Source organism: Nonomuraea sp. NPDC004580 (assembly GCF_040609855.1).
In the GTDB taxonomy this organism is placed as follows: Bacteria; Actinomycetota; Actinomycetes; order Streptosporangiales; family Streptosporangiaceae; genus Nonomuraea; species Nonomuraea salmonea.
The window spans coordinates 1-17,023 of sequence record NZ_JBEXLH010000021.1 but is presented as its reverse complement, the minus strand read 5'-3'; the positions used below and the strand labels follow the sequence as shown (position 1 = coordinate 17,023).

18 protein-coding genes are annotated in these 17,023 nt (G+C 71.7%); 10 read left to right on the top strand and 8 right to left on the bottom strand.

The genetic code is table 11. The annotated features are described in order from the left end of the window. The first annotated feature begins 10 nt into the window (after positions 1 to 10). The gene (locus ABZW11_RS22225) at positions 11 to 340 is read left to right on the top strand and encodes an antitoxin (RefSeq protein WP_355419946.1); all 330 of its coding nucleotides are present in this window, start codon (positions 11 to 13) and stop codon (positions 338 to 340) included. Positions 341 to 399: 59 nt separating this feature from the next. On the opposite strand, the gene ABZW11_RS22220 is transcribed toward ABZW11_RS22225, so the two are convergent. Beyond that, positions 400 to 1,776 carry an MFS transporter gene (locus ABZW11_RS22220; RefSeq protein WP_355419943.1) on the bottom strand — a complete coding sequence of 459 codons (1,377 nt, stop codon included), beginning with the start codon at positions 1,774 to 1,776 and terminating at the stop codon, positions 400 to 402. A gap of 136 nt (positions 1,777 to 1,912) precedes the next feature. On the opposite strand from ABZW11_RS22220, the gene ABZW11_RS22215 reads away from it, so the two are divergent. Beyond that, positions 1,913 to 3,397, top strand: coding sequence for a cobyric acid synthase (locus ABZW11_RS22215; protein WP_355419940.1), 1,485 nt, complete (start codon positions 1,913 to 1,915; stop codon positions 3,395 to 3,397). Between the two features lie 366 nt (positions 3,398 to 3,763). Here ABZW11_RS22215 and ABZW11_RS22210 read toward each other — a convergent pair whose 3' ends face one another. Genes ABZW11_RS22210 through ABZW11_RS22200 form a run of 3 tightly spaced genes read right to left on the bottom strand, consistent with a single transcriptional unit; the run spans position 3,764 to position 6,132 of the window. Next, entirely contained in the window at positions 3,764 to 4,840 is a 1,077-nt protein-coding gene (locus ABZW11_RS22210; protein WP_355419937.1) for a 1-acyl-sn-glycerol-3-phosphate acyltransferase, read from the bottom strand. Positions 4,841 to 4,864: 24 nt separating this feature from the next. Next, positions 4,865 to 5,767: a patatin-like phospholipase family protein gene (locus tag ABZW11_RS22205; protein WP_355419934.1), complete on the bottom strand. Its 903-nt coding sequence runs from the start codon at positions 5,765 to 5,767 to the stop codon at positions 4,865 to 4,867. After that, on the bottom strand, positions 5,764 to 6,132 hold the full coding sequence (locus ABZW11_RS22200) for a MerR family transcriptional regulator (RefSeq protein WP_355419931.1): 369 nt from the start codon (positions 6,130 to 6,132) through the stop codon (positions 5,764 to 5,766). Before ABZW11_RS22200 ends, ABZW11_RS22205 begins: the two co-directional genes overlap by 4 nt. Positions 6,133 to 6,216: 84 nt before the next feature. Between ABZW11_RS22200 and ABZW11_RS22195 the strand changes: the two genes are divergently transcribed. Together ABZW11_RS22195 and ABZW11_RS22190 are read left to right on the top strand one after the other, a co-directional pair. Continuing rightward, positions 6,217 to 7,119, top strand: coding sequence for a hypothetical protein (locus tag ABZW11_RS22195; protein WP_355419928.1), 903 nt, complete (start codon positions 6,217 to 6,219; stop codon positions 7,117 to 7,119). 161 nt (positions 7,120 to 7,280) lie between these two features. Beyond that, positions 7,281 to 7,637 (top strand): STAS domain-containing protein, encoded by a 357-nt coding sequence (locus ABZW11_RS22190; protein ID WP_355419925.1) that lies wholly within the window; start codon positions 7,281 to 7,283, stop codon positions 7,635 to 7,637. An 11-nt stretch (positions 7,638 to 7,648) separates the two neighbouring features. On the opposite strand, the gene ABZW11_RS22185 is transcribed toward ABZW11_RS22190, so the two are convergent. From ABZW11_RS22185 to ABZW11_RS22175, 3 genes are all read right to left on the bottom strand, one after another. Further along, positions 7,649 to 7,930, bottom strand: coding sequence for a hypothetical protein (locus ABZW11_RS22185; protein ID WP_355419922.1), 282 nt, complete (start codon positions 7,928 to 7,930; stop codon positions 7,649 to 7,651). A 101-nt stretch (positions 7,931 to 8,031) separates the two neighbouring features. Further along, a complete protein-coding gene (locus tag ABZW11_RS22180; RefSeq protein ID WP_355419919.1) occupies positions 8,032 to 9,399 on the bottom strand; it encodes a HAMP domain-containing sensor histidine kinase in 1,368 nt (455 codons plus the stop codon). Positions 9,400 to 9,524: 125 nt separating this feature from the next. Further along, entirely contained in the window at positions 9,525 to 10,532 is a 1,008-nt protein-coding gene (locus tag ABZW11_RS22175; protein WP_355419916.1) for a LacI family DNA-binding transcriptional regulator, read from the bottom strand. A 298-nt stretch (positions 10,533 to 10,830) separates the two neighbouring features. On the opposite strand from ABZW11_RS22175, the gene ABZW11_RS22170 reads away from it, so the two are divergent. Genes ABZW11_RS22170 through ABZW11_RS22145 form a run of 6 tightly spaced genes read left to right on the top strand, consistent with a single transcriptional unit; the run spans position 10,831 to position 15,949 of the window. Further along, a complete protein-coding gene (locus tag ABZW11_RS22170; protein WP_355419913.1) occupies positions 10,831 to 12,009 on the top strand; it encodes an extracellular solute-binding protein in 1,179 nt (392 codons plus the stop codon). A 14-nt stretch (positions 12,010 to 12,023) separates the two neighbouring features. Further along, a complete protein-coding gene (locus ABZW11_RS22165) occupies positions 12,024 to 12,965 on the top strand; it encodes a sugar ABC transporter permease (RefSeq protein ID WP_355419910.1) in 942 nt (313 codons plus the stop codon). A 52-nt stretch (positions 12,966 to 13,017) separates the two neighbouring features. Beyond that, positions 13,018 to 13,824 (top strand): carbohydrate ABC transporter permease, encoded by an 807-nt coding sequence (locus tag ABZW11_RS22160; RefSeq protein WP_355419907.1) that lies wholly within the window; start codon positions 13,018 to 13,020, stop codon positions 13,822 to 13,824. Between the two features lie 20 nt (positions 13,825 to 13,844). Then, positions 13,845 to 14,630, top strand: coding sequence for a ThuA domain-containing protein (locus tag ABZW11_RS22155; protein ID WP_355419905.1), 786 nt, complete (start codon positions 13,845 to 13,847; stop codon positions 14,628 to 14,630). After that, a complete protein-coding gene (locus tag ABZW11_RS22150) occupies positions 14,627 to 15,715 on the top strand; it encodes a Gfo/Idh/MocA family oxidoreductase (RefSeq protein WP_355419902.1) in 1,089 nt (362 codons plus the stop codon). The genes ABZW11_RS22155 and ABZW11_RS22150 overlap by 4 nt, the downstream gene beginning before the upstream one ends. Positions 15,716 to 15,754: 39 nt before the next feature. Then, the gene (locus ABZW11_RS22145; RefSeq protein WP_355419899.1) at positions 15,755 to 15,949 is read left to right on the top strand and encodes a CsbD family protein; all 195 of its coding nucleotides are present in this window, start codon (positions 15,755 to 15,757) and stop codon (positions 15,947 to 15,949) included. 6 nt (positions 15,950 to 15,955) lie between these two features. Here ABZW11_RS22145 and ABZW11_RS22140 read toward each other — a convergent pair. After that, positions 15,956 to 17,023, bottom strand: a 1,068-nt coding sequence (locus tag ABZW11_RS22140; protein ID WP_355419896.1) for a DUF2264 domain-containing protein, incomplete at its 5' end; no start/stop codon positions are given.

Sequence of the window (17,023 nt, the reverse complement as noted above, 5' to 3'; positions counted from 1 at the left end):
GGAAAAGGTCATGAGCCGCATCGGAGAGTGGCTGAAGAAGGCAGAGAACCTGGCCAGGGGACACTCCAAGCAGGCCGACCAGATCATCGACCGCGCCGAGCGGTACGCCAAGGAGCGCACCGGCCACAAGTACGACGAGCACATCAGCAGAGGCGCAGACACCGTCCAGCGCCGTTACGGCGGCGGGCAGGACCAGACCGGCCAGCCGACCGGCCAGCCGACAGGACAGCCGACCGGCCAGCCGACAGGACAGCAGCCAGGACAGCCGGGTCAGCAGGCCGGGCAGCAGCCGCCCCCGACCCAGGAGGAGCAGGAGCGGCGCATGCCGCCTCAGGGCTGACCGGACGGGCCGGCGGCGGGCGCCCAAAGGCCCCCGCCGCATCCCGCGAGGCGGACGGGTCAGCGGCGGGCGTCCTCCAGGACCTTCGCCGCGTCCCGTTCGAACGACGCCCTGGCGCCCAGCGTGAGCAGGCCGCCCACGACCATGGGGGCGATCAGGACGTACATGCCGGTCAGCAGCGACCCTGTCCCGTCGGAGACGATGCCGACGACCAGCGAGCCGAAGGCCGTACCGACGGTCAGGAAGAGTTGCAGGACGGCGAAGCCGAGCCCGCGCGCGGCGGCCGGCACCACGTCGGCCAGGCAGGCGGTCATGTTGGGGATCGCGATCGACATGAGCGAGCTGGCCACCAGCATCAGGCCGGCCAGCGCGCCGACCGAGTCCATGGACAGCGCGCCGGCCAGGACCACCGAGCCGGCCGTGATGCCGCCGCCGCCCGCGAGCAGGCGCCCGCCCTTGATCGTGCCGTGCCACTTCCTGCCCAGCCAGGAGCCGACCAGCGTGCCGGTCAGCGTGCCGGCGATGGTGAGCAGGCCGCTGAGCGAGCCGGCGGTGGCGACGTCCGCGCCGAGGGTGCGCACCATGAACGTGGGCAGCCAGAAGAAGATCCCGGCCAGCCCGAGGCTGAGCAGCGCGAGCCCGACGCAGACGAACAGCAGCGTCGGGATGACCATGACGCCGCGCACCTGTGTGAGGAACGGCGGCTTGACCTCCGCCCCGGCGGGCGCGGCAGGCGCGGGCGGGCCGGGCGGGACGGCCTCACCACCGGCACCGGCCATGGACGGCTGCGGGGGGATCGCACCGCTCGCGACCATCCGGTCCAGCTCGCCGCGGCGCGGCTCGCGCAGGAACCAGACCAGCAGCGCCGTGAGCACGCCTGGCACGACCATGATGAGGAACGCCGTACGCCACGAGAACGCGGCGGCGAGCTGGGCGCCGACCAGGGTGCCGACACCGCCGAGGTACGTGGTGACGCGGGTCAGCCCGTACGCCTTGGCCCGGCTGGCGGGCGGGTAGTAGTCGGCGAGCAGGCTGCCGGCGGCCGGGTTGTCGATGTTCTCGGCCGCGGCCAGCAGTACCCGCATCAGGTAGAACATGGCGAACCCGGTCGCGATGCCGGAGCCCAGCGTGGCGAGCGCCCAGCAGAAGACGACGACCGCGATGATCCGGGTCCGGCTGAACCGGTCGGCGAGGTAGCCGGCGGGCAGGGCCACCACGGCGGCGGCCAGGGCGGCGGCGGTCGGGATGGAGCCGGCCGCGGTGTCGCTGAAGTGCCATTCCCGCTGGATGACCGGGAGCACGCCCGACAGCAGGTTGGCCTCCATCCTGTCCACTAGTCCGACGATGAACAGCACCACCAGGGGTGCCCAGCCGAATGGCGCGCGGGATCGCGCGTCGATGGTGCCCGTCCGTGGCGAGCCGAACGTCCCGACCATGCCCACCCTTTCGCGTAGGTGACTCTAGAATCCAGTTCTAGTGCGACGTTCTAGCCAGAGTGACAGAAGTCACAGCATTCGTAAATGGTCGGTTTCCGGGAAATTTCGTGATCTGCGGCTTCGATACGGTGTGGCCATGGTCAACGGCGCACTCCTGGTGGCGGGCACCACATCGGACGCGGGCAAGAGCGTGGTCACGGCCGGGATCTGCCGCTGGCTGGCCCGCCATGGCGTGCGCGTCGCGCCCTTCAAGGCGCAGAACATGTCGCTCAACTCGTACGTCACCGCCGACGGCGCCGAGATCGGCCGCGCGCAGGCCGTGCAGGCGCAGGCCGCCGGCCTCGAACCGGCCGCCGACATGAACCCGATCCTCCTCAAACCGGGCAGCGACCGCCGCAGCCAGGTCGTGCTCATGGGCCGCCCGGTCGCGGACGTGGACGCCATGGAGTACGGCGCGCTGAAGGGCCTGCTGCGCACGACCGCGCTGGAGGCGCTTGAGCGGCTCAGGAAGCAGTACGACGTGGTGGTGTGCGAGGGCGCGGGCAGCCCGGCCGAGATCAACCTGCGCCGCGGCGACATCGCCAACATGGGCCTGGCCAGGGCCGCGAACCTGCCCGTGATCGTGGTCGGCGACATCGACAGGGGCGGGGTGTTCGCCGCCTTCTACGGCACCGTCGGCCTGCTGGACGCCGCCGATCAGGCGCACGTGGCCGGGTTCGTGGTCAACAAGTTCCGCGGCGCGAAGGAGTTGCTCGAACCCGGGCTCGACATGATCAGGCGGCTCACCGGCCGCGAGGTCTACGGGGTGCTGCCCTGGCTGGACGGGCTCTGGCTGGACGTCGAGGACTCACTCGCCCTCGACGGGCGGCAGGTGGCGGTGCGGCCTGCGTACGGGCGGCAGACGCTGCGGGTCGCCGTCGTACGGCTGCCGCGCATCTCCAACTTCACCGACGTGGACGCGCTGGCCGCCGAGCCCGGCGTGGTGGTGCGCTTCGCCACCTCCGCCGGCGAGCTGGACGACGCCGACCTCGTCGTACTGCCCGGCTCCCGTGCCACCGTCGCCGACCTGGCCTGGCTGCGGGAGAGCGGGCTCGCTGCGGCCCTGCGCGCGCGGACGGGGCCCGTGCTGGGGATCTGCGGCGGGTACCAGATGCTCGGACGGGAGATCGTGGACGACGTCGAGTCGGGGGCGGGCCGGGTCGAGGGGCTCGGGCTGCTGCCGGTGCGGGTCATGTTCGGGGCGGACAAGCGGCTCGGCAGGCCCGTCGGGTCCGCGTACGGGGAGGCGGTGAGCGCGTACGAGATCCACCACGGCGTCGCGACCGTCGAGGGCGGCGAGCCCTTCCTGGACGGCTGCCGCTCGGCGAACGTCTTCGGCACCACCTGGCACGGCGCCCTGGAGAACGACGGCTTCCGCCGCGCCTTCCTGACCGACGTCGCCCACCGCGCCGGCCGCGCCTTCACCCCCGCCCCTGACACCGACTTCGCCCGCCTCCGCGAGGCCCGCCTGGACGCCCTCGGCGACCTCATCGACCACCACCTGGACACGGACGCCCTCCTCCACCTGATCGAGCAGGGCCCCTCCCCCACACTCCCCACCCTCCCGCCCGGCGCCCCCTAGAGGGGGAGGCGCGGGACGTGGGGGCGGGCCTGCGGGCAGAGCCACAGCCCGCTGAAAGGCGCAGTCCCGGGGAGGAGCAGCCAGAGGCGAGCGATGCCCAAGGGCGGCGAGGTGGTGGGTCACGTGAGGGCTTCGGCGATGGCGGCCCGGTCCTGGTATTCGCGCCAGTGCACGATCCGCCCGTCCCTCGCGCGCAGCACCACCACGAACGCGGCCCGGGCGCGCACGTCGCTCCCCCGCAAGGTGCCCACCAGCTGGTACTCGGTGACGCACCCCAGCGTCCAGGGCCGCGGCTCCTGACAGGACGTTGCGCTGGAAGCGGGCGCAGTGGTCTCGCGGGGTCCGCTCGGGCATGGGATTCCCTGCTCACCGCCGCCACCCACGGCGCGCCGGCGGGCGGCTGGCCGGACGACCTCCGCCGCCGGACGGTGGCCCGGCTCCTGGACGGCTTCCGCGCTGCTCGGTGATCCAGGCGTCGATGAGCGCCCAGTGGTCGTACAGCCAGCGGACGCGCTCCTCGCGGGTCCGGGGAATGTCGGCGGCCGGTACGCGCCACCACTTCGCGGTGATGTGCGCGCTGACGGGAAGCTTGCGCCAGACGTCCCCCACGGTGACGAGCTGATCGAGCCCGGTGTGCGCGACGAAGATGACGTCGGCGGCCGGGCAGGCCTCGATGGCGGCGATGGCGCCGTTCGGGCGGGGCGGGAGCAGGTGATCCATGTCGCGGGCCCGGCCGGCCTCGCCGGTCAGGCCCTTCTCCTCAAGGCGCCGGATGGCGAGGCGGCGGCGGCGCGGCGTGAAGTTCCCGCCCTCGGGGAAGATCACCAGCGCGTCCCTGGCGCCCATCGTGGCGGCGAGGCGGTGGATCTCGGCGGTGACGCCGCTCTGGTCGATGCTGCGGGGCACGAACGCGTTCGGCAGCCGGTTGACGACGACGTCGAGCGACGGGTCGTACTGGAGCGCGGCCTTCATGACGATGCGGGGCCGGCGGTGGTAGCGGGCCAGCAGGTGGTGGATCAGCAGGAAGGAGTCGCCGGGGCCCGCGTGCCTGGACAGGACGATGACCGGCCGGGAGAGCCGGGCCTCCTGCTCCTCGGGGGTCGGCTCTGGCTCCTCGATGTCGGTGGTGAGCAGGAAGACGCGCTCGGCGGCGCCGTACACGCGGGTCAGGAACCAGCCGATCAGCGCGTAATGCCGCTCCTGCCGTTTCGCGCCGCCCGCCACCCACAGCCACAGGCAGGCGATGAGCACCGCCGACTCCAGCGTCAGCCACGCCACCGCGAACCAGACGAACCGCGCGCCCCTGCGCTGCGGCGGCGGCAGGCGCAGCGAGGCGGCGGCCGTGACGACCAGCCAGAACGGCAGCGTCACCAGCATGAACACGGTGACCACGATGACCAGGGGCGCCAGGACGACCCTGCGCAGGATGCGAGGTGGAAGCACGACGGCCTCCTCAAGGGCGTACTCTCATCCTCCTCTTTCGCGCAGGTAGCGGGAAGACGCCTGGTAGGCGCGGTCGATGCAGGCCGCCACCTGGGAGCCGTCGCGGTAGCGCAGCGGCGAGGCGGGCGTGGTCACCCCCGACGGCATCACGTGCACCTCCACGCCGGGCGGCAGCGTGGCGAGGTCCTCGGCGAAGCGGTGCCTGCGGGCGATCTCGAACGCCACCATGCCCACCTCCCAGAACCTGCGCGGCGGGCTGAGCGGGCGCTCGATCCTGCCGACGTGCAGGACGTAGACGCGCTTGGCGCCGAGCTGCACGGCCCGGCCGATGGGGATGCTGTGCACGAGCCCGCCGTCGTAGAAGTGCTCGCCGCCGATCACCACCGGCGGCAGCAGCCCCGGTACGGCGCACGAGGCCAGCACCGCGTCCACCAGCGGGCCCGAGCTGAACCAGTGGGCCGCGGCGCGCTCGACCGAGGCGGCCACGCACTGGAACGGCACGGCCAGCTCCTCGATGCGGGCGGCCGGCACGGTCTCGCGCAGCACGCCGCGCAGCGGCTCGTTGGGGTGCAGGTGGGTGCGCGTCTTGGCGAGCGTGGACAGCCGGGCCGCCCAGGAGCCGGCGAAGGCCGTACGGACGATGTCGGAACGCCACAGACCCGTCAGCCTGGCGACCGCCTGAGCCGGGTCGGCGGCGATGACCGCGCCGTTGAGCGCGCCGACGGACGTGCCCACCACCAGTCCGGGGCGGACGCCCGCCTCGTCGAGCGCCCGCAGCATCCCCACCTCGTGGGCTCCGAGCACACCCCCGCCCCCGAGCACGAAAGCGGTCTCAGGCGCGCGCCCGTCCCTGCCGGGAACGTCCCTGCCGGGAACGTCCCTGCCGGGAACGTCCCTGCCGGGAGCGTCCGCGCCCTCCTGGGTCATCGGGGGCAGTTCCCGCCCTCGTGGGCGACGGCGTCGGCGACGGCGAGGATGGAGTCGAGCTTGGCGCGAGCTTCGACCAGCTCGTTGATCTTGGCGTCCATGCGCTCCCGCTCGGCCCGCAGCCGCTCGATCAGCTCCGGCACGACCTCGCCCGACATCACGCACGGCATGATCGGCTCGATGGCCTTGCTGGCCAGCCCGGCCGCGTAGAGCTGCCGGATCAGCCTGACGCGCTCCACCGCGCTGTCCGGATAGACGCGCTGCCCGCTGGGCGTGCGCTCGGAGAAGAGCAGGCCCTGCTCCTCGTAGTAGCGCAGCGCGCGCACGCTCACCCCGGCCTGGGCGGCGAGCTCGCCGATCCGCATCCGATCTCCCCCTCAGGTGCTGCTGACGTCAGCGTCAGGATGTCACCGTACGCCAGGCGCCGGACGCCGCCTAACATCAGCGGCATGACCACGCACGGATTCACGCTGACCGCCGAGGGCCCGTTCGAGTTCGCCGACTCCCTGCGCTTCGTGGAGGACTGGCCGGCCACGAGCAGGCTGCCCTCCGACGGGCGGACGCTGCGCTTCGCGTACTGCGCGGAGGCCGACTGGCGGCCCATCGGCGTGAGCGTGACGGGCGTCCCCGGCGGCGTGTCGGTCACCACCACGCGCCCGGCGGGCCCGGCGATCAGGGGCGAGGTGGCGCGGATCTTCTCGCTCGACGTCGACGGCACCGGCTTCGCCAAGCTCGGCGAGGCCGACCCGGTGCTGGGCGACCTGCTCCGGCTGCGCCCCGGTCTGCGTCCCGTGTGCTTCTGGAGCCCGTGGGAGGCGGCCTGCTGGGCGGTGATCGTGCAGCGCTCGTCGATGGTCGTGGCGTCGGCGATCAAGCAGCGCATCGCGCAACGGTACGGCGCGGAGGTGGTGGTGGGCGGTGAGCCGTTCGCCGCGTTCCCGCCGCCGGTCTCGCTGCTGGACGCGGGCGGGCTCGGCCTGCCGGCGCAGAAGGAGGAGTGGCTGCGCGGCCTGGCCAGGGCGGCGCTCGACGGCCTGCTGACCGCCGAGCACCTGCGCTCGGCGGCCCCGGAGGAGGCGCTGGCGGAGCTGCGGTCGCTGCCCGGCGTGGGGCCGTTCTCTGCGGGGCTGATCCTCATCAGGGGCGCGGGGGCGCCGGACGCGTTCCCCGGTGACGAGCCGCGGCTGTTCGCGATCCTGCGGGAGGCGTACGGGCTGGCGGAGGACGCGCCGCCGTCCGCGTACCGGCGGCTGGCCGACGCCTGGCGGCCCTACCGGTCGTGGGCGTCGTTCCTCTTCCGCGCGACGGCGTACGGCGTGATGGACGACCGGTCCGCCCAGGATCCTTCCTGAAGATCCTTTGACGAATCATCTTTCAGGTGTCTGATCGGCGGGCATAAAGTTGCAGCATCGGTTGGCGTCCCCGCGATAGCCCGTGCCACCAGCCCTCACGACCAGCCCGCACAACCTGCCGCGCACAACCAGCCACCGGCCGACCAACGCCAGGAGAGCCCGTGAAACTCACCTGTCGCCACTATTCAGGGGCCACGCTGTTCACCGTGGCCGGCCAGGTCGACATCCGCACCTCCGCCGAGCTGGAGGAGTTCATCGGCAGGCAGCGCCGCCGGTTCGACGACCACGTGATCGTGGACATGCGCGAGCTGACCTTCATCGACAGCTCCGGCCTCGCGGTGCTGCTCGCCGCCGGCGCGCTGGCCCGCGCCCATGGCGCCGGCCTGCACCTGGCCGGGGTGCAGCCGATGCCGGCCAGGCTGCTGGAGATCACGGGCGCCGATCGGGCGGTGACCTTCCACGACGACGTGGAGCAGGCGCTGACGGCCGTCCTGGCCGCCGGCCACGCCAGGCCCTGACCGCACGGGGGTCAGGGCTGCCGGCGGTGCACCCCCACCAGGTGCCCGTTCTGCCGGATCCGGGCCTCCTCGTACGGGCACACCGGACGGGTGACGTACGACTGCGCGATGGTGTCGGCGTCCCCCCGGTTCACGCCCCAGCCGATGGTGTGCCAGTGCGGATCGCCGCCGGTGGTGTCCAGGACCACGATCTCGAACAGCTCGGCTGCGGGAGGAGGCGTGCAGCGTACGCGGCCGGTCTCCGCATCCGCGCCGTCGTGGACGTTCCGGCTGCCGGTACCCGGCTGATCCATGTGGCTCTCCCTCCGGTGGCACAAACCTGGTCCGGAACTGCATGTGCCCCGTTCCTCCTCAAGTCAGTCATGTCGCTGGTTGCGCACCCGTCACGGCGGGCTCAGTCCTCCTCCAGGATCGGCAGGCGCAGCACGAAACGGGCGCCGCTGTCGGAGTCCTCGATGGACAGCGTGCCGAGGTGGGCGGTCGCGATCTCCCTGGCGATGGGCAGCCCGAGTCCGGTGCCGCCGGCGTCGCGGTTACGGGCGGCGTCGAGGCGGGCGAAGCGCTGGAAGACGAACTCGCGGTGCTCGCGAGGGACGCCGGCCCCGTCGTCCACGACCTCCACCACCGCGTCGTCGCCCTGCCGCCGCACGGTGACGATGACCCGCCGCTCGGCGTGCCGCTCGGCGTTGTCGAGCAGGTTGGTCAGCAGGCGGGCCAGCTGCAGCCGGTCGCCCATGACGACGACGCCGGTCTCCAGGGTCGTGACGAACTCCTTGGCGCGCGGCCGCGCGGTCTCGGTGGCGACCAGCTCCGCGAGGTCGACCGGCTCGCGCTGGTCGGGCGCTCCGGCGTCGAGCTTGGTGAGCGTGAGCAGGTCGCTTACGATGGCCTGCAGCCGGTCGAGGCTGGCCAGCACCTTCGTGCCGGTCTCCTCCCAGTCGGCCTCCTCGGGATGGAGCATGGCGTCCTCCATCTGGGCCCGCATCGCCGTGATCGGGCTGCGCAGGTCGTGGGAGGCGTCGGTGGCGAACCTGCGCTGCCGCTCCATGGCATCGTGAAGCCCCGCGAGCGCGGACTCCAGGCGCTCCAGGGTCTGGTTGCTGGTCTCGGCCAGCGCCCTTATCTCGTCGTCGTTCTCCGGCACGGGCACCCGCAGGCCGCCGCCCCCCGCGCTGATCTCGGCGAGCTTCCTGGTGATGCTGCCGACGGGCGCCAGCGTCTTGGCCACGATGCGGGACACGCCGAACCAGGTCAGCGCGACCAGCGCCGCCGACACGGCGATCTGGAAGATCAGGATGACCGGGCTGACGTACCAGGGCACGTCGGGGCCGAAGGCGTAGACCAGCCACTCCCCCTCCGGCTGGTACGCGATCACGGTGATCGTGATCTTGCATTCGCCCTCGAAGGCCGGAATGCCGCACACGGTCTCCGTGTCGTTGATCAGGGAGCGGTGTGGCAGCGCGGTGGTCAGGCGTGGCTGGCCGGCCAGGTTGGGCGTCCAGGCGACCGGCCGGCCGGTGTGGTCGAGGACCTGCATGCCGTCGGTGCCGTCCTGGTCGAGCACCTGGGGCAGGCTCCTCCGTTTGATCAGGATCAGCACGCGGACGGCCTTGGTGGACAGCTCGTGGGCGCGGACCTCGGCGACCTGGTCCCTGATTCCGAACAGCACGAAAGCGCTCACGATGATGTCCAGCAGCAACATCGTGACACTGGCGAACAACGCCAGCCGCGTCCGCAACGACCGGCCCCACAGTCTGCCCACGCGTCTCCCCCGAAGGCCACACCATCACAGGGAGGACCTTGACCGCGATCTTCGGGAGATTCCCTGACAAAGGCGCTTAAGGTGCAACGCCCTACTCGAGGTCGGCCCGCAGGCGGGCCTCGACGTCAGCGGACCGGCGGCGGCCCCACCGACTCCCCCGGCACCAGAGCACACGGGATGAGCACCCGCGGCGGCGCCTCCTCGGTCCCTTCGAGCCGGTCGATCAGCGCGTCGGCGGCCATCCGGCCGAGCTCGGCGGCCGGCGCCGCCATGACCGTCAGCGACGGCTCGATCATCTCGCCCAGCTCACGCGTGGTCGCCGCCGAGATGATCGACAGGTCGCCTGGCACCTGACGGCCGAGCGCCCGCGTGCCCTTGGCGAGTCCCGCCGCGGCGCCCTCGTTGACCAGGACGACGGCGGTGACCTCGGGGAAGTCGTCGTACAGCCGGCGCGCGGCGGCCCGGCCTCCGGCGGAGGTGCTCTCGACCCTGATGACGGCGGGCGGGTGGCCGAGCGGCGCGATCGCGTCGAGGTAGGCGGACTCGACCCGCATGATGCGGCCGGGCTCTGTGGTGGCGTCGGTCTGCTGGGCGACCAGCGCGACGCGCTCGTGGCCATGGCCGCGCAGGTGCTCGACGGCCTGATGGATGGTGGTGGCGAAGTCGATGTCGACGTACGGGAGGTCGTCGTCCTCGGTGCGGCCGATCAGCGCGAAGGGCACCCGTGAGGCCAGCAGCCGCGCCACCCGCGCGTCGCGGATCTGCACCTCCATCAGCAGCACGCCGTCCACGAGCCCGCCGGCCAGCAGGTGGGACATCTGCTCGTCGTCGTTGACCGGCCACAGCACGAGGTCGTAGCCGCGCTCGCGGGCGCCGTGCGCCGCGCCCATGACGAACTGGATCACCGTGGCGTTGGGCTTGGACTCGAGGTCGGGGTGGAGCAGCGCGAGTATGCGGGTGCGCGAGCTGGCCAGGGCGCGGGCGACGACGTTGCGCCGGTAGTTGAGCTCCTGGATGGCCGCCTCGATGCGGGCGCGGGTCTCGGGCGCGACCCGCTTGGTGCCGTTGATGACGAACGAGACCGTGGCGATGGAGACGTTCGCCCGCTCGGCGACGTCGCGCATCGTGACCATGGATGCCGCCTCCCGACTCGTCAGGGCCGCGCGAAGCATCTGCGACTATATCGCCCGCCCGCGTTTCGTAAAACGCTTAACTTGTTGTTGACATCGCCGTCGGACAGGCGCAACATATCGGTCAAGCCAGCGCGGTTAAGCGCTTTATTTCGATCATTGCCCTGGCCGCCCGCGAGTGGCGGCATCACTTCCCGCAGCCCCTTTCTCCCGGTAAACGACCCTTCATCGACTCCGTGGCGACCCCCTAGGAGTAGCTCACATGGAGACAGCACAAAAGCGTCACGGGAAGGCGCCCAAGGTGACTGTCGCGGCGGTTCTCATCCCTCTCACCCTGTCGGCGTGCGGCGGGACCGCCGCCGGCGCGCAAGCCACCGGCCCCCTCGTCATCCAGGACTACTACGACGAGCTGCACGACCCGCTCTACCGCTCGTGCGCGCGTCAGACCGGCCTCGACATCAGGATCGACCACGTCGCGGGCCCGGGACTGATCCCGAAGGTGCTCCAGCAGAGCTCCTCGCGCACCCTGCCCGACGTGCTCATGCTCGACAACCCCGACGTGCAGCAGATCGCCGAGTCGGGCGCGCTCACCCCGCTGTCCGACTACGGCCTGCACGGCGAGGGAATGACGCCGGCCGTGGTGAAGGCCGGCACGTACGCCGGCAAAGTGTACGGCCTGGCCCCCTCGGTCAACACGCTCAGCATCTTCTACAACAAAGCGATGTTCCGGGCGGCCGGCATCACGAAAGTGCCCAGAACCTGGGACGAACTCCGCGCCACCGCGAAAAGGCTGACCGCCCCCGGCCGGTACGGCTTCGCGATGAGCAACGTCAACACCTACGAGGGCTCCTGGCAGTTCCTGCCGTTCATGTGGGGCAACGGCGGCACCGAGCAGGACATCACCACTCCCCCGACGGTGCAGGCCCTGCGGTTGCTCGTCGATCTGCAGAACGACGGCTCGATGTCGAGGAGCTCGATCATCTGGAGCCAGGACGACGTCATCGACCAGTTCATGGCCGGCAAGGCCGCGATGGTGGTCAACGGGCCCTGGCAGATCCCCACGCTCAGGGAGCAGCACGAGGTCGACTGGGGCACGTTCACCATCCCGACCCGGCTGGCCACGCAGCCCACGGTCGCCCCGCTCGGCGGCGAGCTGTTCACGGTTCCGCGTACCGGCGACAAGGCGAGGATGGCCAGGGCGGGGCGGTTCGTGAAATGTCTGGTCTCGCCGGAGCTGCAGCGCGAGACCGCGAAGGTCAAGCAGACCGTCCCGACGAACCCTGGGGTCGCCGATCGCGCCGCGGCCGAGGACCCGGCGATCGCGACCTTCGTCACCACCGTGCGGACCGCGCGCTCGCGTACCGCGGTCCTCGGCCCCGACTGGCCGAAGGCGGCCACCAAGATCTACAACGCCGTGCAGATCGCGCTGACCGGCAAGGCCGCGCCCGCCGAGGCCCTGCGCCAGGCGCAGGGCGAGTGACAAGGAGTCGCGTGGTGACCTCAGCCGATCTCAGCCTTTCCGCGGCCGCCGCGCGCGGCCGGCGCGACCTGCTGTGGGCGCGCCTGCTCAAGCGGGCCACGCCGTGGTTGTTCACGCTGCCCGCGATGGCGTTCGTGGCGATGTTCTTCGGTTATCCGATCGTCCAGAACGTCGTCATGAGCTTCCAGGAGTACACGACCTCGACCTTCTACAGCGGGCACGCGCCCTGGGTCGGGCTCACCAACTACGTGACGATCCTGTCCAGCTACCTGTTCACGACCACGCTGGTGAACACCGCGCTGTTCACGGTCGGCTCGATCACCTTCCAGTTCGTGATCGGGCTGGCGCTGGCGCTGTTCTTCAAGCGCAACTTCCCGCTGAGCGGCTTCCTGCGCGCGTTGCTGCTGCTGCCGTGGCTGCTGCCGCTCATCGCCTCCAGCGCGGTCTGGAAGTGGCTGCTCGACCAGGAGAGCGGCGCGCTCAACCAGTTCCTCGGCCTGTTCGGGATCCCGGCCGTGCCGTGGCTGGTCGATCCGACGCTCGCGCTGGCCGGCGTGATCGGGGTGAACATCTGGCTGGGCATCCCGTTCAACGTCGCCATCCTCTACAGCGGCCTGCAGGCGGTCCCGAAGGACCTGTACGAGGCGGGCGCGCTCGACGGCGCCACCGGCTGGACCGCCTTCCGGCACATCACCTGGCCCAGCATCCGGTCGGTGGTGAGCGTCGTCATCGTGCTCGGCGTGGTCTACACGCTCAAGGTCGTGGACATCATCCTCGGCCTGACCGGCGGCGGCCCCGCCAACTCCACCCAGACGCTGGCCACGAACGCCTACAACAAGTCGTTCGTCGAGTTCGACTTCGGCCAGGGCGCCGCCATCAGCAACGTCCTCATCGTGGTCTCGCTGGTCTTCGCCCTCATCTACCTGTTCATCTCGCGCCGCGAGCCGCACGAGTGAGGCGCCGCACGTGAACCACACCTTCGCCGCACGAAGCTTGACCGCACGAAACGTGACCGCACGGAAACTGCCCATGACGGTGCTCGGCGTCGTCTTCCTCGCCGTGATGATCTTCCCGGTCTACTGGATGGTCAACACCAGCCTCCAGGCCGCCTCGGGCGCCGCCGCTGCCGACTTCTTCCCCGTCAACCCCGATCTGTCCGGTTACGCCACCGCCGTGACCGAGCAGGGCCGCAACTTCGTCACCAGCCTGGTCATCGCGCTCGGGACCGTGGTGCTGACGCTGGCGATCGCGACGCCCGCCGCGTACGGGCTGTACCGCTTCCGCACCAAGGCGGGCACGGTGTTCCTGCTCGTGCTGCTGATCACGCAGATGATCCCGGCGATGGTCATCGCCAACGCGCTCTATCCGCTGTTCAACTCGCTGTTCCTGATCAACAACGTCTTCGGCCTCATCCTGGCCAACTCGGCGGCGGGCATCCCCTTCGCGGTGCTGCTCATCAGGGCGTTCATGGGGTCGATCCCGCCGGCGCTCGTGGAGGCGGCGATGGTGGACGGGGCGGGCAACCTGCGGGCGTTCCTCGCGATCGTCGTACCGATCAGCAGGAACGCGATCGTCACGGCGGCCCTGTTCACCTTCCTGTCGGCGTGGAGCGACTTCCTGTTCGCCCTCACCCTGACCAGCACGCCCGAGGTCAAGCCCATCACGCTCGGCATCTACGACTACATCAGCGCGAACTCGCAGGACTGGGCCGCCGTCATGGCCACGGCCGTGCTGGCGTCCGTCCCGGCGGGGTTGCTGCTGATCTTCGCTCAGCGCTACATCGCGGCCGGCGCCGTCAGCGGCGCCGTCAAGTGACCTATGGAAAGGACGTCCCCTTGACCGCTCGAACCCTCAACGTCCTGGTGTGGGGCGAGAACCGGCACGAGCAGGCCGAACCCCACGTGGCCGAGATCTACCCCGACGGCATGCACAACGCGATCAGGCGGGGCGTCGAGGCCCGGCTGGGCGAGCGGGCGAAGGTCGCCACCGCCACCCTCGACGACCCCGAGCACGGACTGACCGAGGAGGTGCTGGCCGGCACCGACGTGCTCACCTGGTGGGGGCACGCCGCGCACGGCGAGGTGGCCGACGAGGTGGTCGAGCGGGTGCACCGGCACGTGCTGTCCGGCATGGGCCTGGTGGTGCTGCACTCCGGCCACTGGTCGAAGATCTTCACCAAGCTGATGGGCACCACCTGCACGCTGCGCTGGCGCAGCGACAACGACCGCGAGCTGGTCTGGACGGTGAACCCGACGCACCCCATCGCGCGCGGCGTGCCACACCCGATCGAGATCCCCGCCCAGGAGATGTACGGCGAGCAGTTCGACATCCCCACCCCGGACGAGCTCATCTTCATCAGCTCGTTCAGCGGCGGCGAGGTGTTCCGCAGCGGCTGCACCTTCCGGCGCGGCAACGGCAAGATCTTCTACTTCAGCCCCGGCGACCAGGACTACCCCGTCTACCACCATCCCGACGTGCTGCAGGTCATCGCGAACAGCGTCGAGTGGGCGGCCGGCGACCCCGGCCGTCGCGCGCTGCCGACGCTGCTGCGCTACGACAGGGACGACTTCTTCAACGGCCACGGCTACCGGGGGGCCATGCACAACAAGGACGCCGGATGAGCCGGCCGCTGCGCGTCGTCCAGGTGGGCGCGGGGGCCATGGGGCTGGCCTGGCTGCGCACGCTGGCGGCCTCCGGCGACGTCGAGCTGGCCGGGGTGGCCGACCTCGACGTCGAGCGGGCGCGGGCGGCCCTGCGCGAGACGGGCTGCGCGGCCCCGGTCGCGGGCGCGCTCGGCGAGCTGCTCGCGGCGGTCGAGCCGGACGCGGTCGTCAACGTCACCGTCCCGGCCGCGCACACCGCGGTCAGCGTCGAGGCGCTGTTCGCCGGGGTGCCGGTGCTGTGCGAGAAACCGGCCGCGCCGACGCTGGCCGAGGCCCTGGTGCAGGCCGCCGCGTCCGAGGCGTCGGGGCGGCTGCTGATGATCAGTCAGTCGCGCCGCTACTACGCGGCGCTGGCCGAGTACCGGCGGCTGATCGGCCGGCTCGGCCCGCCCGGTCTGCTCACCACGTCGTTCTTCCGCGGGCCGCGCTTCGGCGGGTTCCGCGACGAGATGGACCAGCCGCTGCTGGTCGACATGGCCATCCACGCCTTCGACGCGGCCCGCTACCTGCTCGGCGCGGATCCCGTGTCGGTGACGTGCGAGAGCTGGAACCCGCCATGGAGCTGGTACCGCGGCGACGCCTCCGCAACCGCGACCTTCTGCTTCGAGGGCGGCGTCCGCTACCTCTACAACGGAAGCTGGTGCGCCGACGGGCTGGAGACCTCGTGGAACGGCGAGTGGCGGGCCGTCGGTCCGGGCGGCAGCGCCACCTGGGACGGCGAGCAGCGGGTCGGCTCCAGCCTCGACGGGGCCGCCGCCGACCTGCTCGTGCCGCCCGGCGAGCACGAGCAGATCGCGGGGGCGCTGGTGGAGTTCGTCGCGGCGGTGCGGGACGGCACGGTGCCCTCCGGGGCGATCGCCCGCAACATCGGCAGCCTGGCCATGGTGGAGGCGGCGGTGCGGGCGGCCGAGACGGGCGAGCGGGTCTCGATCGAGGAACTGCTCGCCCGCGCCCACGCCGAGGCGCTCACCCTTCCGGTGCGGGAGGAGATCCACGCGCGGCTCGCGTCCTGGGATCACGTTTCCGCCCTTCCCGCTCGGTAAGGACAAGGGCCCGCGGAAATCGAGCAGGAAGGCACGGACATGGGCACCGACGACAAGTTCCGCAACAAGGCTCAGGAGCTCAAGGGACGGGCGAAGGAGAACGTCGGCGACGTCACCGACGACGAGGAGCTGCGCGCCGAGGGGCGCGCCGACCAGACCGAGGGCGGCCTGAAGCAGGCCGGCGAGAAGATCAAGGACGCGGGCAAGAAGGTGAAGGACACCTTCAAGAAGTGACGCGGCTCACCGGGCGAGGGCGGGGACGGGGCCGAGTCGGACGGTGACCGTCTCGCCGTCCTGCAGGCCCAGGACGACCGCGCCGTCCGTCACCTCGACCGACGGCGCGGGCGGCTCCTCGCCGGTGCCCGACAGATGGACGAGGCTGACGTAGACGGCGGTGCCGCCGGGGTGGCCGGTCGTGACCGCGTACGGCGTGGCGGAGTGCCGGCCGAAGGCGCTGGCGTGCTCGGCCGTGGCCAGGCCGGTGCCGGTGAAGCCGTGCAGCGCGCGGAGGGCGCTGGTCAGGCCGTCCGCGCGCCTGGCCGACGCCACGCTGTCGCCCTGCCGCAGCTCGGGCGGCGTCTCGGCGGCCAGCGCGTGGCCGCCGTCACGTACGTGGTGCCCGGCGGGCGCGGTGACCTGGTGGATCCTGATCTCGGACGCCCCCGCGGCCACGACGGCCGTCACCACGCGGACGTCGCCGTCCTGGTGGGCCGAGGCGGCGAAGCCGTCGGAGACGGCGAGGGGCTCGATGGACCGCCGCAGGTAGGTGGCGCCACCGGGTGCGATGACGGCCAGGTTGTTGTCCACGCCGCTCGCCTCGGGCCCGGTGTGGCTGGTGTAGGCGAGGCGGAGGTAGTGGGGGTCGGGGACGCCGTCCCCGCTCTGCACGCGGTCGCGGTCGCTGCCGTGGTTGAGCAGGCGCACCACGCCGTCCGCCCGCGTCGCGCGCAGCAGCCAGCCTGGCCCCCGCATGGCCACGCTCTGGTCGGCCAGGTCGATCGGGGCCGGCTCCTCCGGGTCGGTCCACGCCGGGTGCTCGGGCGGCAGCAGCAGGCCGATGAACGCCTTGCTGGCCCAGTACGGTGACGCGGGGCCCGAGTAGGGCTGCACGACCGGTCTGAAGGGGTCGTACCAGCCGAGGGTGAGCAGGCCGCGCTCGTCGGGCACGCCGCGCTCGGCGAAGTGCCGCAGCACGCCGCTCGCCACGCGGCGGGTGCGTCCCGGCGGCAGCGGCGCCCCAGTCGGCGGCCGAGTTGACCAGAACGCGTTCCAGGCCGTACTTGCGCAGGATCGCCACCATGCGCGGCG